This is a genomic window from Microvirga calopogonii, assembly GCF_003347665.1.
GTDB lineage: Bacteria > Pseudomonadota > Alphaproteobacteria > Rhizobiales > Beijerinckiaceae > Microvirga > Microvirga calopogonii.
Map to the genome: position 1 here is coordinate 1 of NZ_QDGA01000108.1, position 15,706 is coordinate 15,706.

Annotated in this window: 16 protein-coding genes and 2 pseudogenes; 1 reads left to right on the forward strand and 17 read right to left on the reverse strand. The window is 58.9% G+C overall.

All coding sequences use genetic code 11. The features are described from left to right. Window positions 1-33 precede the first annotated feature (33 nt). The 14 genes and pseudogenes from DDF70_RS31130 to DDF70_RS31195 form a co-directional block, all read right to left on the reverse strand. Window positions 34-1,068: an IS630 family transposase gene (locus tag DDF70_RS31130; protein ID WP_114944487.1), complete on the reverse strand. Its 1,035-nt coding sequence runs from the start codon at window positions 1,066-1,068 to the stop codon at window positions 34-36. A gap of 56 nt (window positions 1,069-1,124) precedes the next feature. Further along, window positions 1,125-1,708, reverse strand: a pseudogene (locus DDF70_RS31135) (IS6 family transposase); the annotation flags it as partial. A gap of 338 nt (window positions 1,709-2,046) precedes the next feature. Beyond that, window positions 2,047-2,367 (reverse strand): hypothetical protein, encoded by a 321-nt coding sequence (locus DDF70_RS31140; protein WP_114948531.1) that lies wholly within the window; start codon window positions 2,365-2,367, stop codon window positions 2,047-2,049. Between the two features lie 112 nt (window positions 2,368-2,479). Beyond that, window positions 2,480-3,349, reverse strand: a complete 870-nt coding sequence (locus DDF70_RS38895; RefSeq protein WP_162820802.1) for a hypothetical protein — start codon at window positions 3,347-3,349, stop codon at window positions 2,480-2,482. 272 nt (window positions 3,350-3,621) lie between these two features. After that, window positions 3,622-3,903, reverse strand: a complete 282-nt coding sequence (locus tag DDF70_RS31150) for a hypothetical protein (RefSeq protein ID WP_114948533.1) — start codon at window positions 3,901-3,903, stop codon at window positions 3,622-3,624. Window positions 3,904-4,131: 228 nt separating this feature from the next. Beyond that, the gene (locus tag DDF70_RS31155; protein WP_162820803.1) at window positions 4,132-5,145 is read right to left on the reverse strand and encodes a hypothetical protein; all 1,014 of its coding nucleotides are present in this window, start codon (window positions 5,143-5,145) and stop codon (window positions 4,132-4,134) included. A gap of 181 nt (window positions 5,146-5,326) precedes the next feature. Continuing rightward, window positions 5,327-5,989 carry a TfuA-like protein gene (locus tag DDF70_RS31160; RefSeq protein WP_162820804.1) on the reverse strand — a complete coding sequence of 221 codons (663 nt, stop codon included), beginning with the start codon at window positions 5,987-5,989 and terminating at the stop codon, window positions 5,327-5,329. Window positions 5,990-6,097: 108 nt separating this feature from the next. Next, window positions 6,098-7,363: a YcaO-like family protein gene (locus DDF70_RS31165; RefSeq protein WP_114948536.1), complete on the reverse strand. Its 1,266-nt coding sequence runs from the start codon at window positions 7,361-7,363 to the stop codon at window positions 6,098-6,100. Next, window positions 7,350-7,796, reverse strand: a complete 447-nt coding sequence (locus DDF70_RS31170) for a hypothetical protein (protein ID WP_114948537.1) — start codon at window positions 7,794-7,796, stop codon at window positions 7,350-7,352. Before DDF70_RS31170 ends, DDF70_RS31165 begins: the two co-directional genes overlap by 14 nt. A gap of 12 nt (window positions 7,797-7,808) precedes the next feature. Beyond that, the gene (locus DDF70_RS31175; RefSeq protein WP_162820805.1) at window positions 7,809-9,734 is read right to left on the reverse strand and encodes an AfsR/SARP family transcriptional regulator; all 1,926 of its coding nucleotides are present in this window, start codon (window positions 9,732-9,734) and stop codon (window positions 7,809-7,811) included. 1,210 nt (window positions 9,735-10,944) lie between these two features. Further along, window positions 10,945-11,421 carry a hypothetical protein gene (locus DDF70_RS31180; RefSeq protein ID WP_205772525.1) on the reverse strand — a complete coding sequence of 159 codons (477 nt, stop codon included), beginning with the start codon at window positions 11,419-11,421 and terminating at the stop codon, window positions 10,945-10,947. Window positions 11,422-11,547: 126 nt separating this feature from the next. Further along, entirely contained in the window at window positions 11,548-11,904 is a 357-nt protein-coding gene (locus tag DDF70_RS39370; protein WP_114948539.1) for an antitoxin Xre/MbcA/ParS toxin-binding domain-containing protein, read from the reverse strand. Further along, window positions 11,901-12,365 (reverse strand): hypothetical protein, encoded by a 465-nt coding sequence (locus tag DDF70_RS31190; protein WP_114948540.1) that lies wholly within the window; start codon window positions 12,363-12,365, stop codon window positions 11,901-11,903. The genes DDF70_RS39370 and DDF70_RS31190 overlap by 4 nt, the downstream gene beginning before the upstream one ends. Before the next feature lie 61 nt (window positions 12,366-12,426). Further along, the gene (locus DDF70_RS31195) at window positions 12,427-12,972 is read right to left on the reverse strand and encodes a hypothetical protein (protein WP_114948541.1); all 546 of its coding nucleotides are present in this window, start codon (window positions 12,970-12,972) and stop codon (window positions 12,427-12,429) included. 188 nt (window positions 12,973-13,160) lie between these two features. On the opposite strand from DDF70_RS31195, the gene DDF70_RS31200 reads away from it, so the two are divergent. Continuing rightward, entirely contained in the window at window positions 13,161-13,433 is a 273-nt protein-coding gene (locus DDF70_RS31200; protein ID WP_114948542.1) for a helix-turn-helix domain-containing protein, read from the forward strand. A gap of 213 nt (window positions 13,434-13,646) precedes the next feature. On the opposite strand, the gene DDF70_RS31205 is transcribed toward DDF70_RS31200, so the two are convergent. From DDF70_RS31205 to DDF70_RS31215, 3 genes and pseudogenes are all read right to left on the reverse strand, one after another. Beyond that, the gene (locus DDF70_RS31205; protein ID WP_114948543.1) at window positions 13,647-14,156 is read right to left on the reverse strand and encodes a hypothetical protein; all 510 of its coding nucleotides are present in this window, start codon (window positions 14,154-14,156) and stop codon (window positions 13,647-13,649) included. Continuing rightward, window positions 14,146-14,469 (reverse strand): hypothetical protein, encoded by a 324-nt coding sequence (locus DDF70_RS31210; RefSeq protein ID WP_162820806.1) that lies wholly within the window; start codon window positions 14,467-14,469, stop codon window positions 14,146-14,148. The genes DDF70_RS31205 and DDF70_RS31210 overlap by 11 nt, the downstream gene beginning before the upstream one ends. Window positions 14,470-14,480: 11 nt before the next feature. Beyond that, window positions 14,481-15,706: pseudogene (locus tag DDF70_RS31215) on the reverse strand (IS3 family transposase).

Genomic DNA, 15,706 nt, shown 5'->3' on the forward strand with positions numbered 1-15,706 from the left:
TTATTGATCCGGCCCTCATTGTCTTGATGTTCATCATGCGGCGTAGCGGACTGGTTTGTGGCGAAAGTAGCTTCTGACGCGGGCAGGCAATTTGGACAGCCTACGCATGTAGCTGACGGTTGCCCGCTTGAGCTGCTGTTTGCTGCGCGCGGGCGCCTTGCGGGTGACAACCTGCTTCAGGTCGGCGTTCAGGCCCTCCTCCGGATTCAGCTCCGGGCTATAGGCGGGCAGATAGAAGACCTCGATCTTCGCCCGATGCGCGCTGAGCCAATCGCGAACCTGGGCGGCCCGGTGCACCTGCAGCCGGTCCAGGATCAGGAACACCTTGCGCTTAGCATCGCGGATCAGGCGGTGCAGGAAACGGATCAAGGTTGCGGCGTTCACCGCCGCGTCGACAATCATCCAGCGCACTGCGCCGCGATTGCTTACCGCCGCGATCAGGCTCAGTCCAGCACGCCGGTACCAGACCCGGACCACCGGCGTCCGGCCCCGAGGGGCATAGCCGCGGCCGCGCACGTCGTCCGCGCGCAGGCCGGTTTCATCGCCCCAGAAGATGGTGCCGCGCGCCTGCCGGGCCGCCGCGACGATCGCCGGATACTCTCGCCGCAGCCAGCGCCGCACTGCGGCCGGGTTCTGTTCGTAAGCACGCCGCAACGGCTTCTGCGCCGTGAAGCCCCAGCGCGCCAAGTATTTGCCCACAGTCCGCACGGCGAGCACGACCCCGCAGCGCTGCGCGATCACCGCGCCCACCGCTTCCCGGCTCCACAAGGCAAACGGCAGGTCCAGTTCGTCCGGGGTGTGCCGGCAGATCAGGCGCCGAACCTCGGCCTCCTGGGCCGCATTCAGCAGCCGCTGCTCATCCGGCTTGCGCCCGCGCGGCTGGCTCACCAGCCCCTGTGCGCCCTCCGTCGCGAACCGCTGGCAGATGTCGAACACCCCGGTTGGCGACAGCCCAACCTGAGCCGCGATCGCCCGGTAAGTCAGCCCGCGCTCCCGCAGCCCAATCACTTGACGCCGGCGCTCCTCTTGCGCCGCCGCCGGCAGCTTGCGCATGTCCACGTGCTTCATGCCGATCAATCTGGACCGATCTCGGCCTCCTTCAAGATAATGAGGGCCGGATCAATAATACCGCCCAGGATCACTCGCGCGGATCACCAACTTGAATCCGAGCATTGGTCGAACTCGGCGTTCGATGGCGGGATGATCCTGCTCGATGCGGTTATTCGGGTAGGCACTTTGTCGAATGCGAATTGGCGTCAAATCACTCCGTGTTTTATCTTAGAGCCCGTTTGCGGTATCGCAGGTTATGATCGCTTCGCGGTTCGTCTGACTACCGTCATGGACGATGTGCTCGGGCCGGCCACGCTGCTTGAGCGCCTTGCTCAGGAAACGCGTTGCTGCAGTAAGGTCAGGCCGCTCGCTGAGCCAGAATTCGACGGTATCGCCATTGCTGTCGAAGGTGCGGTAAAGATACATCCACGGCCCGCGGACTTTGATATAGGTTTCGTCCACGTGCCATCTCCGGCTGACGACTCGTTTGCGAAGATTGAAGCGCTGGAGCAGTTCGTGTGCATACCTGACGACCCACCTTTGAACGGCCGAATGATCGACGGAGACGCCGCGCGGCCATCATCTCGTCAAGGCTCCGCAGGCCTAGGCCGTAAGCGAGGTACCACCGGACGCACAGCAGGATCGCCGAGCGTCGCATCGACCCATGGATGTGCAGCCCGACGACTGAACTCTCAATGCGGCCTCTGTTGTTGTTTCTCGAGTAGTGTGTCGGTGGTACAAAGTGCGTGCGGTACTTCCGTCCTAGTCTGACCGGATTGGGACCTCCTGCACGGCGTATCTGGGTTTGAGAACTGACGACCCCTGACCACGAGATTCGGCCGCGGCTTGTGTCCATTGTGCAGCGGTTGGTCCAATCTTGAAAGGCGACGCGGAGTTGTCCGCCGTAACCGGGTGCCTTTCGTCGAATCTTATCACGGGGGCCACTCAACGCGGCTCCGAAGCAGCCATTTCGGAGCCGCATTCTGTGGAGCAGGGCTAGCAGCCGAAGATACCGCAGACAATTGTGCCAACGAGCGGGACACCCTGAATGACGGCTCCCTCATGGCTGTATCGTTCGCGCGGTAGGTTGCCATCACGGGCTGCGTTGTAATCGCCGACAGTGCAGTTTGCGAACTTGGTTCCGGTAGTCACCCGCAGATACTCACGCCCTGGATCGATTGTCCCAGTATCCCACTGCGCGACAAAGATCTTGTCGGGGCAACTGACATGGAACAGGTACGTTGTGGCTTGGGCATCCGTCGCGGCTGCGCCAACTGCTAGCCCACTCAGGACCGTCGCCTGAATTATGGATCTCATCACAACCTCCCAGATCGATGGACGTGACTTCAGTCAGCCCTATGGCTGATCCAGTTTGAGAAAATGTCGGTCCATGGTTGCGAAGGCGGTTGAGGAGCCGCCTTCACTGGTTTTACTGCGTCAGAACCCGATCAACATCAGTCGGTCCCAGAGCGCCGACGAGGTAATTGCCCGCCACGCCTGCCACACCTGGCTTGCCGACTGCTCCAGGTGCGCCTGCGGGACCCGTAGGACCGGCGCTTCCGTTGCCGCGGCACCAGGGCAGAGCCTCCTGTCCGCCCTGGCCACCATCCCCGCCCAATCCTGGATCACCGGCGGGCCCACCGGTGCCACCTGCTCCAGGGGTGAGGGTTACCCGGAACAAAGTCGTCGCAAGTGCCACATTGTCGGCCGCAGTGATCACGGTGAATGTTCCGCCATTGCCGCCAGTACCTCCTGGGCCACCCGGGCCGCCATCACCGCCCTTGCCTCCGGGCCCGCCGTCACCCGCACCGCGTCTACAGTTGACTAGGTCTTGCGAGGCAGGGTGGCCATTGCCTCCTGGTCCCCCACGGCCACCTGTTTGACCTTTGCCGCCCTGTCCACCGTTGGCCCCATCCATGCGGACGAGTACCGGACCAGTGGTCTTCTGGGCGACAAGCGTTAGGCGCGGAGCGTCCGCACCACGGTAACCCATGTTGCCGATATCACCATTGCTGCCAGGGTTTCCGGCGCGGTCATCCCCTGGATAACCACCTCCGGCGGTGGCGCTCCCCTTGGCAGGGGGCACGTCCAACGGGGGCCGCTCCCACGTGATGGTGCCAGGGTTGGTCTGAGAGACAGATATGATCTCCTTGGCAAGGATATACAAGTCTCCACCCATGTTCATGGCTTTCTGGGTGAACACCAGTTTTGCACCTGGCTCAAACTGGATTTTCTCGACACCAACGAAGAACCCGTCCCACCGCCGTTCTCCTGAAATCGTGAGGACGCCACCAATCACAGGGATTTTCCTGACGCTGACATTGTAGGCCGCAACGCTGGTCTCTGCTGGATCTAGCTTCTGTGGGGACTCCTGAGCCAGGGACGGAGTGATGGTGGTGCTAGTCAGCAGCAACAGGACGTATGGCAGGCATCTCCCATGCTCCAGGACTCGACCTAGATAGCAGGAAGGCAATAAAGCGGTTGTAGGCATAACAGCCTCCGTAGATAGATTGGATCCGGTGAAAATCCGTACGGCCAGTCCGAGTGGTGAAGGCGGACCAGCCGCTGGCCTCACCACTTCTTGTTGTATTGGATCATGGGGGTTCTCGTGTTCGGATCGACTGTCGGCCGAACCGGCGCGTTGTCGTAGGCACGCGCCGCACGATCGAGCACAGTGTCTTGCCTCGGCGCCGGCGGCGGCGGGCGGAAATTCTGCAGGCGTTCACTGTCGGTTTGCGGGCGCGGCTCGTACTTTGGGTTGAGATCGATGGCTGCAGCTTGGAAACTATAGGCCGAGGCAACTGCCATGACGGCCACCGCGCCAAGTTGTACGATCAGGGTCGACTTCGTCATTTCTCGTCTCCTCAATTGGTTGCCAGTCGCGTCAGCTGGCACGAGCTTTATGACGAACATGGCGTGACTTGAGCGTGACTCGGCCAAGTGTGAGACAAGCTGGCGTGGAAACGCTGCGCGAGGGACCGTTGGAGCAGCTAAGCGTTCATAGGGTGTCGTCGTTAGATAAGGCCTGGCCGTCTTACCTGCGGCCAAGGTGATACCTTGGCCTTAATCCCACGGATGAATTTACAACCGCGCGACTCCGTTCGTGGCGCATCGGATCGAGGCGTGATCGCGCAAGAATGCACCCCAGCCGGGAACCGGAACCACTTTGAAGCCGATTTTGCGCCATAACTCGACATTTGCCTGATCAGTCGCCTGGTAATCGCCCGCATCGCCAAACTGCGGTAGCCAAACAGTGGCTGGGTCGTCTTGAACGATCACATTGTTGTAGGGAAGTACTACTCCAAACTGCGATGAGTATGGAGCGGGATTGCGTATGATCTGGAAGCCGCTCTGGCTGAGATATGTCTCTAAAGCATCGAGACAGTCGCCTTGAACTTCCGCCTCTCTGTTAGGGACACACGGATGAACCGTAGTGCTGGCGACCACCAGAATATCCTTGCCGGACTTGGCATCCTTGCGTCCCGTGACAGCAACAACAAGATCGATGTGGGCCCATTCCTGCCACAGGCGATCGCCGCCTTGGATACCGAGTAACATATCGAAAAATGTTGACCATTTCCCTGTTTGGGTAACGGAGGAAGGGAACAGAAATATCGGGTCTGATGCTGTCGGTCCGCGAAAAAGGTCTCGGAACTTATATCGAAGCCAACGAAACTTGTTCTTCAAGTTCGTCGCGCGATATCCGACGACGTGTAGCTTTCGAGTGTCAAGCTTCGAGATCCGTTGTTTAGCGGTTTGATAGTCACATTGGCGGCCTTCAATATTCATCGTGCTGCCAACGGAATTGACGCCTACCAGCCAAAAATCGCCCCCTACAATGCAGTCGCCGCCTTCTACCGCCAACGGGATCACTTCCAACGCCGCACCGTCTGCCGCAGCCAACCATTTCGCATGCTGACCGGATTTTGCTTTGTACACTGCAAAGTACTTGCGAGTGCGACCATCTACAGCATGGAGAAAACCATCTCTCATCCACGCGCTACTTGCGCTCAGTTGATCGTTGTCGACTTCGACAACTCGGACGGGCGGAAGCTGGCCCAATGTTGAGAGCCAATCATGGAGCTGAATGGACAAACTTTTATCGACCAGGATCCGAATATCGCATTTGGGTGGGAGTGATGTAAGAAGGGACCCGTAGGCTATTCTGGAGTGCCCATTCTGCGGGTCTAGGACCGCTGCTCTGATTTGGATGGCCACGCTGGTGATCGGACCCACGACATCCGACACCAACCGCCCTGTGGGCGTTGCTTGAGTGCTATGTGCAGTCATAGCGCCTTCCTTGACCATGGCGCTGGAAAACGGCTTTCTCAAGGTCCGCTATGAAACCCGTGCGGTTGAACTCAAAGCAGCGTTCGCTCTCGACGCTAATCCGACACTGAGGCCCTGCTTGTGTCAGAATGTTAATCAATTGAAGCGCATCGCGCTCCTTTTGACTAATCCTGTGATCAATTAAGAGCGCTCGGATTGCCCTTGTCCGATCTGGGTCGAAACCGGACTTATCGAGAATGCTGTCCCAGGTTCTGTGCTTGAAATGTAGACCGCGTGCTTCATGGCGGAGGTGGGTCGCTTCGGATACGTCGAGGAGCATTGATGCCGCCAAGTGATCAATTGTCGCCTCTAAATCTACCAGCGCCTCGGTCAGCAAATGATAACTAAGTTCAGCCGGGGCATGAATGACCGCGACATCATCGTCAGCCGTCCGTTTCCCCGACCTGAAGTCCTCAAATACTTTGCCTACACCCTCCATCCCGAAGGTGTGGCACTCCGCAGCCCGGAGAGCACCGATACTTGACGCACCGAAAACCGGCACCCCACCCGATAGTGCGTAGAGGATCTCCTTATGCCAAACGGATGCTTGAGTTTCAAACGCTCCGTCAATCAGTGCGATGCAAGAAGCCCCATCCCTGATTGCCTCCATTAGGTCACCCTTGACGGCCGGGGGCCGGACTTCGAATCCGCAAGCGAGATCAAGATCAACGTTGCTGAGGGTGGGGCCTGCGAAGATTACTATGGTCAAAACGATGCCTCAGGAGAAGTTCATGAGCTTGCCTAGCGTCCGGGCGCTGAGATACGTTGGCCCATCCCTGGATGCTGCCCCAAGCCCTGGTGCGACTACCCGCACAGTCCGGACCTCGCCAGGACCTCCAAGTGGAGCAATAAAGATATCATCAGCGCCGACGCTCAGGATTGCGTTGATTGCAGACCGAAGCTTGTTTAGTGCGGACGTTCGACATGATCCATGATGGAGGTCAAGTGCATGCAACGTTGCCGCCGGCATTCTGTCAGTCTGCGGCCAAGCCCCTCCGCCGCCAAAATCCTGGTCGGACAGATCCTCACGCGAACCCGCGATTTGCGCTGCCCGCGATTGCACCGCTTCCAGAAGCGCGGCAAGGGCAGCATCGTGGGCGCATGGCCGACATGCGAAGCCGGCATAGACACGGGAGTTGTGAACATTTCCGCTATCCCGGACAAAGGTGCCAATCACAGGGAGGTCGAAATCGGCATTGTGCTGGATAAACACATAGTCCAACCCGGCCCTCTGTACTTTCTGGACAGCCGCGTCCAGTTCTGCGGATTGACCACGGTGGTAACTGAGCACTCTTGCGAAACGTGGATGGATGCCGAGCATGTCGGTGAATGCTGTTGCGTCACGCTCTAGGACCTCGAGAGCCGCATGGGTGACCGCCTGAACCAGCGACCTCCCGGCGCCCAATCCTATCGTATTCATTCTATACGTAGAGGCGTCCCAGGGATTCGGCTCTCGAAAGTCTAATCCGACGACCTCGTAGGGAAGCAGGACCGTCCGACCTGATGTGAAGGAGATGCTCGGCACCCACGAGCGTTCGGCTTCCCCCATTGGAGAAACGTTGCTGGCATCTGAGCTATCCTCCGGATCAAAACACTCCCAACCGTACTGCCTCATCTGAGGCTTCGTGGCCTGCACGGCAATGAGATCCTCAGCTCGTTCAGCCATGGCTTGCTCGAGCGCCTCCATGATGGCGCTAACCTTCGCCACCTCATGCAGCAACCCCTTGCCTTGACATACGGACAGAGACCGCGAGTTCGGCCGTATCGCGGCATAAACAGGTATTCCTACTATATCCAGTCCCGTGAGGTCGGCGATCCTTGTGATACCAAACTCCTTTAGTCGAGGTTCGATCGCTATCAAGAACGATGCGAGGTCATCGTTGGCTCGGGTAATACTCTCTGAAGCATTCGAATTCCGGATTTTCTGTCGTAGCTCCTGCACCTCCTCAAGGAGTGCAGACGTGCGCCAGTCATTGCTGCCCATCAATGCTCTCTGCTGTGACGCCCTTTAAGGGGACTTCAGGAACAGCATCGTGCGCTTCTGCTGCATTTCCCAAGATTTCAACTGCGGGCTCAATGGGGACAAAACCGTCGCGAAGCGTCGTCCAGTTGGACGAGTCAACGTCTGCGATGAAGCAGAAGTCCGCATCTGAGACGTTGGACCCATTCTGAACGATATGACCGAAGGCTTCGAAGACAGCAGCGACATCTGCCGGCACATCCGCCTCGTCTGACTTTATGATCAGCTTTTTCACGGCTGCAGCAACTTCGCCGAAGACGGCGTCGAAGGTTTTGTTCGATCGTCTGGCATAGAGATCGATCTGCTCACGGGGTATGATGACCGCTTTCAAAGGGTTAAGCTTGATCAGCAGAACACCCGTCGATCTGTCGCCGATAACATAAAACTTGCTCGTCATTGCTTTCCTCGCTCAGAGTATGCCAGCCATTCTGAGACCGTGCAGGCGATGCTCCCGGTGCTCGGCGAGACGATCAGGTCCTACGGTGCTCTTCTCGTACGCAGTCGATCCTGGGTAAATCTCCTTGTGCCTGCGCCCATAGGCACGTGCGGTCCGAAGATCGCCGAGGTAAGCATGGCTTGCAGCCAGGATCCCAAGTGCAGACTCGTCTGAGGCGAGCTTGCCACAGAGCTCGACAACAGTGGTATATCGTTTCTGACGGAACGCGATGCTTGCCCCGGCCCACCAGTAGCGATCTGGAGGGAGCGGGTTCAGGTCTAGCGCTCGTTCGAACCTGCTCCAGCCGGCGTCTGGGTCGCCGAGATGGGCCAGAGCATCAGCGTGCTGGACGAGAAGTTCAGCGGAGTTGGGACAGAGACTGGCTGCTTCGGCGAACTTTGCCTCGCAGGTATCGAAGTCTCGCTGATAGAGAGCAACTGTTGCAAGGGTCCAGTGCCCCAGTGCACTGTTTGGGTCCAGCTTCGCAGCGAAGGCAGCTTGCTCCTGCGCCGTTGTAAGCAACTGCGGATCTGTACCACCAAGCTGGATCCACTCGAGGTACAAGGTTGTTGCGATGCGCGCGCGAGCCGGGGAGAACATAGGATCGGCTTGAGCCGCTCGCCAGAAGTCACTTCGGGCGCGCCGAAGCCGAGGCAGATCGCAGTTTAGAAGGGACCGTTCACCGTTCAGGAAAGAAAGGTAAGCCTCATGGCTCTTGGTCGACAACAGCTTTCGAAGCGTCTCCTGCTCTATTGCAGAAGCCAGACTGGATGCGACCCGCGCCACAATCAGCTCAAAAGATTTGAGGAGTGTTGACGGGTCGATCTCGAACTGAGCGGCCCAGACAATCTGCAAGCTGTTCCACTCGGTCATTCGGAGCGACAAGACCGTGCTCGATCTGTTCCTTCGTATAAATCCACTGACCGAGTAGTCACAGCGAAGAAGGCTGTTGTCCCTCGGCAATCCGGAGTCATGATCAACTTGGAATGAACTATGCGGCGCAAGAACTGCAATGCTCCTGTAGCGTGACAGTTCGTTTGCGACCTCCTCGATCAGTGCTCCAACAATTCCGCCGATCCGCCCTCCTTCGATGTGGATGGGTGCCAGAAAAGCAACCCTTGGAGCAGAGTGGGTCGAAGGTGTTGGGGCACTCTCATGCTCATAGCTGGACCGCCACGAGAGCACGCGCCGTGCAACGGCCATGGTCTCCTTACTGGGGCGATCGTTATGCTCCCGAAGCAACACCGCCTCAAGAGCCTTGAGCGTGAGCTCCACATCATCAAACATGGAGTTGCGGCCGTAGGCTTCGATCAACAGCCGGTAGGTTGCCTCACGTTGGGGATCGAGAGTTACCATTCTTCGCGCGAGATCGCGAAGCCGATCGCTGGAGGCATTGCCATACCGGGTCCATTCCAGAAGGGCAGTGGATGCTGCGCTGAAGAAGCGCTCGCGTAGTAGTTCGCGATAGCTCGTCAGCCAGTAAAGAAATTCGTCGGTTGCCTCGTTAATGCCTTCTAGTAAATCTCCACGAAAGAGATGTAGAGCTTGCTCCCATTTCGCGGGAGAATGATGTTCTAGAGAGATAAAAAATGAGATAACATCAATCTGCGCGGCGTCTTTTCCGAGTTCAACTTCTTCGACGGAAGAGCTAATCAACTCTGTGTTCTTGGCGGCCTGCCGTATCCGGGCGAGTAACTGGCGGAGATTAGCGAGTGCAACTGCCTCATTCCTGCTATCCCACAGCAATGAAGCAATCTGTTTGCGCGTCATTTTGTGTGACGATGATGAAGCTAACAGGGCGAGCAGTTGGAATCCTTTGACTGGAAAGACCCGCCCGGGTGAGGGCAGTCCGAACTCCGGGATCCCAAGAACTCTTACTGTGACGTCTGGCTGATCCATGTGACGACCGCGAGCTCGGTATATCGCAGAGTATGGAACCTTCGGCATGCTCTTGCAATATAACCCCTTTGGCTCTCCAACTCGGCCATCCAGCCTGTGCGGCTGCCGATCACGTGATACTGTAGAGCAGGCCGAGCCAAATTCGCTTTGCATCCGTTGGACCGATCCCATTATGAGCTTACGCCACCTATCCTGTCATGGATGGGTGATCTGCAAAGGTCGGAATGGACCAGGGTGTCGTCGCTCACTGCCTGAACGGGCTCGGGACGGATTACCGTTGGGATTGCGAATGCAGGCAAGGAGACGCAGTCTGCCACTTGGCCCGGCGGTTGCCCGGGCCAACCTCAGAGTGGCCAACGAATGGTCACCAGGTGAACTCGAGCAGGGAAGCTTCGAGCGGACCATGCAACAATCCCACGCTATCCCAGTCACGCGAACTCCTCAGGTTAGGGGTAGCGCTAGACAGCATGCGGTGACCTGAACAATCCCGGTCGGCTTGTAGTCTCCGCCAAGAGCGTGGTTGCCGGTCAGGAGTCATGTGTGAGGGACGCGCAACCCCAATGCCTACCAGTGCCATGAACGCTGCGGGGCACGGCCTCAAGCCAACGTTGGCTCTCGATCCGGTCGACCTCCAACCACCCAAGGGACGCTTGGTGGATCGCTCCGTCGTAGATACAGCCCCGAACGACAAGCCTGCCATGTTCCCTCGCTGCATGTGAACGAGGGCAAGCCAAGCAGGGGTCGCAAAAAGCGCTATTGCTCTCCTATAGTGCCTCCCCGTCGCACAATGGCTAGCGTGGAATATCCCCATTCCTTTGGTACGGGACTGGATTGACGACAGATTCTCTATTTCTTCTGCCGGAATTCACAATCAGGTTTGTGGCCTATGACTCATGCAATGAAGTGGCTTTCAGCTCCAGCGCCCGGCTTCAAGTGACCGCAGAGCAGACATGCAGGGAGCAGGGGGCCATCGCCACCTGAGGACATGTAGCCACTGCCTTGCCCCTGCCGGAAGCTAGACCACTCCAAGCGGGTGCGCCATCGTTCTAAAGTTGCCTTCGCGGCTTCAAGCTCACTGAGACGATCTATGACGTGACGGAACAGCTCACTGTTCACAGGATCGCTCTCAGCCAGCTTGCTTATCTGCTCTGAAATTCCGCTCAAGCCAAATTCTCCATTAACGATAGGCTAATCCACTCTGCGAAAGCCACTACGTTGGCCCAGGCTTCTTCCAGGGAACGTAAGAAACGTAGTTGATGGTGAGGAAGAGCAACGATAGTGACTTCTGCGCGGCGATGCGCAGTTCCTCAGGTTCCATCGTCGGGCCATGGTACACGAGCAAACAGCTCAATCCCGTCTGATCTGCCTTGGTCTCGGCCCACATCAACTCGATGTTGATTGAGCCGGGCGTGTGCGTCACCACATAGCCGCCGATCCTGTGCGAGGCCGGTACGTTGAGTGTGATCGTCTTCTCCTTGGCCTCTTCCTTGAGTTCGATGTCGCCGAGGCCAGGACTATGCCCCCGAATGCGGGAGTAAGGCCCTTTGAAGATGCCTTTGAAGGCAAATCGGGAGGATGGGGTAACAGGAATCAGGTCGATCAAGCGACGCGCGTCGTTCCGGGGGAAGGTTGAACCATCGGCGACAAGCCGATCCAGGATCGCATTTGCTTCCAGGCGGGTCTGCACGTTCATCTCCTACTCCTTCGTGACCGAGCCGTTTTCATTACCTGCTCCCCAAGGTCTCCGCTTGTTCACGGGATGGCGGCTGCTCTATCCTGATGATGCCTAATCGCAGGGCATTTCAAGCTTCGTTCACCGGCAAAGGCAGCTTTCGAGATAGTCCAGAACATCTCTGAGGCCCGCACTCGACCGTATCAGCTCAATGGGACAGCCACTTAGAACTGTATTGTAGCTTCGCAGCCAAGAGGTCGTCGTGGCTGCATCACTAGCCGCCAGCGTAGCAAGCGAGTGGTGTACCCGGAGAAAGAGGGCCGCCATTTCGATGATACTCTGGTCACCCTGCAGAGGACGGTTGCCGTTGGTCCAGTCGGATCCGCCGATGATCGCCTCAAGATCCTGCTCTGATATATGGAGCCGATGGGCCGCTTCGGTTGCAGCCTGAACCAACAAGATCCTGCCGTGCGGGCCCTCGGAATTGGAGGTGCTCATGGTCGTTTCTCAGGCGGCTGTCCTGAGCTGTGGCGCTCGCGTCTTGCGCCTCGCCTGTTGGCGATTTCATTGGCCAGTATGGCGAGCCAGGCCAGTGTCAGGACCGCCGCAGGAGCCCCGGCGACGGCGAGAAAATACGCCTCACTGATGTAGCCAGCCCACAACGCGCACCCACCAGCCAGCAGATAGAAGGCTGGAGCAAGGGGATAGTAGAAAAGAAACTTGCTTGAACGGACTTGCTGCGGTCGCCGTACACTGCGCCGGTTGGCGATCTCATTGGCCACGACAGCAGCCCACCCCAGTACCATCACGGCTGCGGGCGTGCCGAGAAAGGCCAGGAACTCGACTCCGTCAAAGGCTCCGGTTAGCACAAGATACCAGCCGACGGCCAACATGATGGCCGGCGGGATCAGAAATCCAAGAGCGTACTTACGGATCATGGCCTGAGCAGTTGGCTTCATTCAGGGCTCAACCAGATTGATAACGGCACGTGTGTTGGTTGAGCGCCAGTGGTTCACAGCCCTACTTCCGGATCGCGTTCTTTTGATCTTGGTCGAGGAGATGATCCCAGTTGCCTGAGTTGAGCTCTGTGACCGGGAGGGTAAAGCCTAGCGTCGCTCGTGCCGCCGCCCAAACCCGGTAATCTGCCACTCTCGTGCGCGCGTCAATCTTGTGGGTCAGGCTCAAGAGCTCTTGAAGCTGGCCAAAGAGGGCCGATACGTCCGTTGGCGGCTGATTGTCGACGCTGCCCTGCATGGCGCGCTCCAGCCATTCAAGCCCGATCCATTCGATGATGAAGGTAACAAGAGCTTGCGTTCCCTCTAAGAACGCAACCCTTGCTGTCCTATTCCGGTAAGGGCGCTTACGCTCTACAACTCGGCCATGGCCTCGACACCAACGCTCGAAGCCATAGACCCAATCCTCCCGAGCGCGGGCAGGCCCTTCGGCGATGATTGAAACATCGTAGGACAGTCGCTGCTGATCGGCAGGCTGGATCGCGCTGGTGAAGATCAAGGTAGGATAATCAGGCAGAGTATAATCAACACACTTCATGGGCGGCCTAAACATCGTCCGATCCTGCCTCTCTTTTGCGCAACGTGAGCTGGCCATCGTGATCTGTCGTGGGGAGATGGCAGAGACTTTGGTTGCTTCCGAGAGGTTGAGCCGAAGAGGGGGGGAAGGATTCCAGCAGGTAAGAGCATTTTGTAGAGTATACTCCGTGGAAGAATACTCTACAAGGCTGTGCGATCCCGGGCATGTCAATCCGGGATGTGCTCGCCAAGAACGTAAGAAAATACCGACAGACTGCAGGTCTGTCGCAGGAGGAGCTCGCGCATCGGGCTGAGATCGACCGGACCTACCTCAGTGCGCTTGAACGCAGCATCTATAGCGCCAGCATCGATGTCGTGGATCGTCTGGCCAAGGTGCTTGGTGCTGAGGCAGCCGATCTGCTCAAGAAGCCAGAAAAGCGCTCCAGACGTAATCCTATTCCCACAAAGTCCGCCCCACCACGCATCAAAGCATCGTAGGAGCCGGCTGAAGGCGACCTGAGGTGGCACGGCGCGGACAACCCGGCGAACCCTACTCCTGGGGCGGCGATCCCTTGTCATCCGTGGGCCCAAGAGAAGGCTGGGCCAATTCTCTCATCCATTCAACTTGGGCTCTTGTGAGCCGGAGTTTTGATGGGCGCGGTAGAGCTTTCTTGCCTGTAGGGAGCCGGATTTCAGCCATGCCCTCTGGGGTCACTGCCCTTTCAGCTGCCGGATTTCGGAACGGAGGTCGGCGATGGTTTGATCCCGCTGACGCACGGCGAGGGTCAGGGCGTAAAGCTTGGCCGTCAGTGAGGCAATGGCGCTTTCCGGGTCGTAGGTCGCGTTCCGCCGCGGTGGGCGGCCAGGAGTGGCGCGCTTGAGATCATCCCAGGCCTGCAATAGGTCCGGAGCCATCCGGGCCAGCGCCGCCGCATCGACGCGGGCCTCCCGCAGCAGGTCGGCATCGGTGAGCCGCCGCTTCGGGTCGTCCGCCAATTGCAATCGAAGGGTCGTGAGAGCGCTCTCGACGGCCTGCTTCTTCAGGTTGCGCCATGTTTTCATGACCGGAGCGCTACGGGCGAGTGTGGCCCTGGAGACCTCCGACTCGGTCGCAAGATTGCGGTCAACCAGCATTGAGTCTGCTGCCCGCAATGGTGTTCCGGCCAGCAACCGCGCCATGGCCTCGAGCGCGGCCGTTTTGTTCGTATTCTTAATCGGCATCGCCGATCCTCGCGAGCGCGCTCCGGTATTTTGCGATGACGATGTCGAGGGCCACGCGCTGGTTCTTTGACAGCTTCGGCAGGCTGCGCTGAGCCAACGCCTCATCCAGGCTGAGTTTGAATGCCGCGCGATGCTTTTTCGAGAAACAGCTGTTGGGGCATTTTTCCCAGTCGCACTGGGCAAAGAGTGGCCGCTCTTCGGTCATCTGTGGCCCGGCTTTTTTCAGGCACAGCGCCGTCGCGGCATCGAAAAAACAGTCGTTGATTAACCCCGGATATACCTCCTTGTGTACCGCCCGCAGTTTTTGAGACACCGGATTGAAGCCTACGCGGCGAGGGCCGCGGATGGAAGCTGGTTGTGCCGGACGGCTTTCGGCGTCTGAAATCCGTGCCGGGCTATCAGCCAGGTGGAGTTGTAGGTTTCTCGGAAGGTCAGCAGCGCCTGGCGCAACTCCTCGATGGTTTCGAACGAGCGCACCCACAGCAGGTTTTCCTTCAGGGTGCGGATGAACCGCTCCGCACAGCCATTGCCTTCAGGAGCCTGCACAAAGGCCGGCGAACTCTCGATCCCAAGGAACCGCAACTCGTCCTGGAATGCTCGCGACATGTATTGGCTGCCATGGTCGTGCCGGATCGACAGGCCTGAAGCAATCCCTTTGCTAAAGCCGCCAAAGTGCTCGCGTACGCCCTGGCGCAGCGGCTCGAGAGCTTCAAAGCGGGTGGCTTGGCGACTGGCATGAATGCCGACGCACTCGGCACTGTAGTGATCGACCGCCACGAACACGGCAGCTTGCCCTTCGCCAGTCCAAGCGGTGGTCATGTCGGTGCCCCACAGGGTGTCGATGGTTGCCGGAATGATCGTGCCGTCGTGGTTGCGCGGCCCACGCGGCGCCCCCATCCGGGACGGCGCCAGCAGGTCGTGCTCGCGCATCAGCCGCAACACACGGCGGAGCGAGGTGCGGATGCCCTTCAGGCGCAGGCGGGCCCAAACTTTCCGATGCCCCTCGCCATGGAACGGACTGGCGGCCAGGACGGCACGGATCTCGGTTGTGAGCACTGGATCGGACAGCGGTCCGACCGGGCCGCGGCGCCGCCGGTCCGTCTGCGGCTGACGCTGCCGGTAGACGCTCGCCCGGGCCACGCGCCAGATCCGGCAGACACGCGCCAAGCCATAGGGCCGGCCGCTGCTCGGCGAGAGGGCCCGGCTCATCGCCTCGACCTCCTCTGAGCTAAAGGGCGGCCGCCCTCCAGAAGGGCAATCTTGGCCTCCAGCAGCTCACGCTCCAGCAGCATCTCGCCGAGCCGGGCCTTGAGCCGCTCAGTCCCCAGCGCCTCACCGGTGGCCAGCCGGGTGGCGAGACTGGCCTCGCCGGCTGCCAGGAAAGCATCGCGCCAGCCGCTCAGCGTGGCGGCCGTCACGCCCAGGGAGCGCGAGACCGTGTCCAGATCCTCACCGCGCAGCAGCCGCAGAACCGCCTCGCGTTTGCGCTGGCGCGACATGCGCCCACCACGGCCCGGACCGGCCGCATCCTTCATCATCTCTGTCATCAT

What these genes read in the sequence shown, in the direction of transcription:
- DDF70_RS31205 (WP_114948543.1), bottom strand. Translation starts at nt 14,156, where the DNA reads ATGCCGATTAAGAATACGAACAAAACGGCCGCGCTCGAGGCCATGGCG.
- DDF70_RS31160 (WP_162820804.1), bottom strand. Translation starts at nt 5,989, where the DNA reads ATGGAGGCAATCAGGGATGGGGCTTCTTGCATCGCACTGATTGACGGA.
- DDF70_RS31175 (WP_162820805.1), bottom strand. Translation starts at nt 9,734, where the DNA reads ATGGATCAGCCAGACGTCACAGTAAGAGTTCTTGGGATCCCGGAGTTC.
- DDF70_RS31190 (WP_114948540.1), bottom strand. Translation starts at nt 12,365, where the DNA reads ATGAAGCCAACTGCTCAGGCCATGATCCGTAAGTACGCTCTTGGATTT.
- DDF70_RS31150 (WP_114948533.1), bottom strand. Translation starts at nt 3,903, where the DNA reads ATGACGAAGTCGACCCTGATCGTACAACTTGGCGCGGTGGCCGTCATG.
- DDF70_RS31165 (WP_114948536.1), bottom strand. Translation starts at nt 7,363, where the DNA reads ATGGGCAGCAATGACTGGCGCACGTCTGCACTCCTTGAGGAGGTGCAG.
- DDF70_RS31170 (WP_114948537.1), bottom strand. Translation starts at nt 7,796, where the DNA reads ATGACGAGCAAGTTTTATGTTATCGGCGACAGATCGACGGGTGTTCTG.
- DDF70_RS39370 (WP_114948539.1), bottom strand. Translation starts at nt 11,904, where the DNA reads ATGAGCACCTCCAATTCCGAGGGCCCGCACGGCAGGATCTTGTTGGTT.
- DDF70_RS31140 (WP_114948531.1), bottom strand. Translation starts at nt 2,367, where the DNA reads ATGAGATCCATAATTCAGGCGACGGTCCTGAGTGGGCTAGCAGTTGGC.
- DDF70_RS31195 (WP_114948541.1), bottom strand. Translation starts at nt 12,972, where the DNA reads ATGTTTAGGCCGCCCATGAAGTGTGTTGATTATACTCTGCCTGATTAT.
- DDF70_RS31130 (WP_114944487.1), bottom strand. Translation starts at nt 1,068, where the DNA reads ATGAAGCACGTGGACATGCGCAAGCTGCCGGCGGCGGCGCAAGAGGAG.
- DDF70_RS31200 (WP_114948542.1), top strand. Translation starts at nt 13,161, where the DNA reads ATGTCAATCCGGGATGTGCTCGCCAAGAACGTAAGAAAATACCGACAG.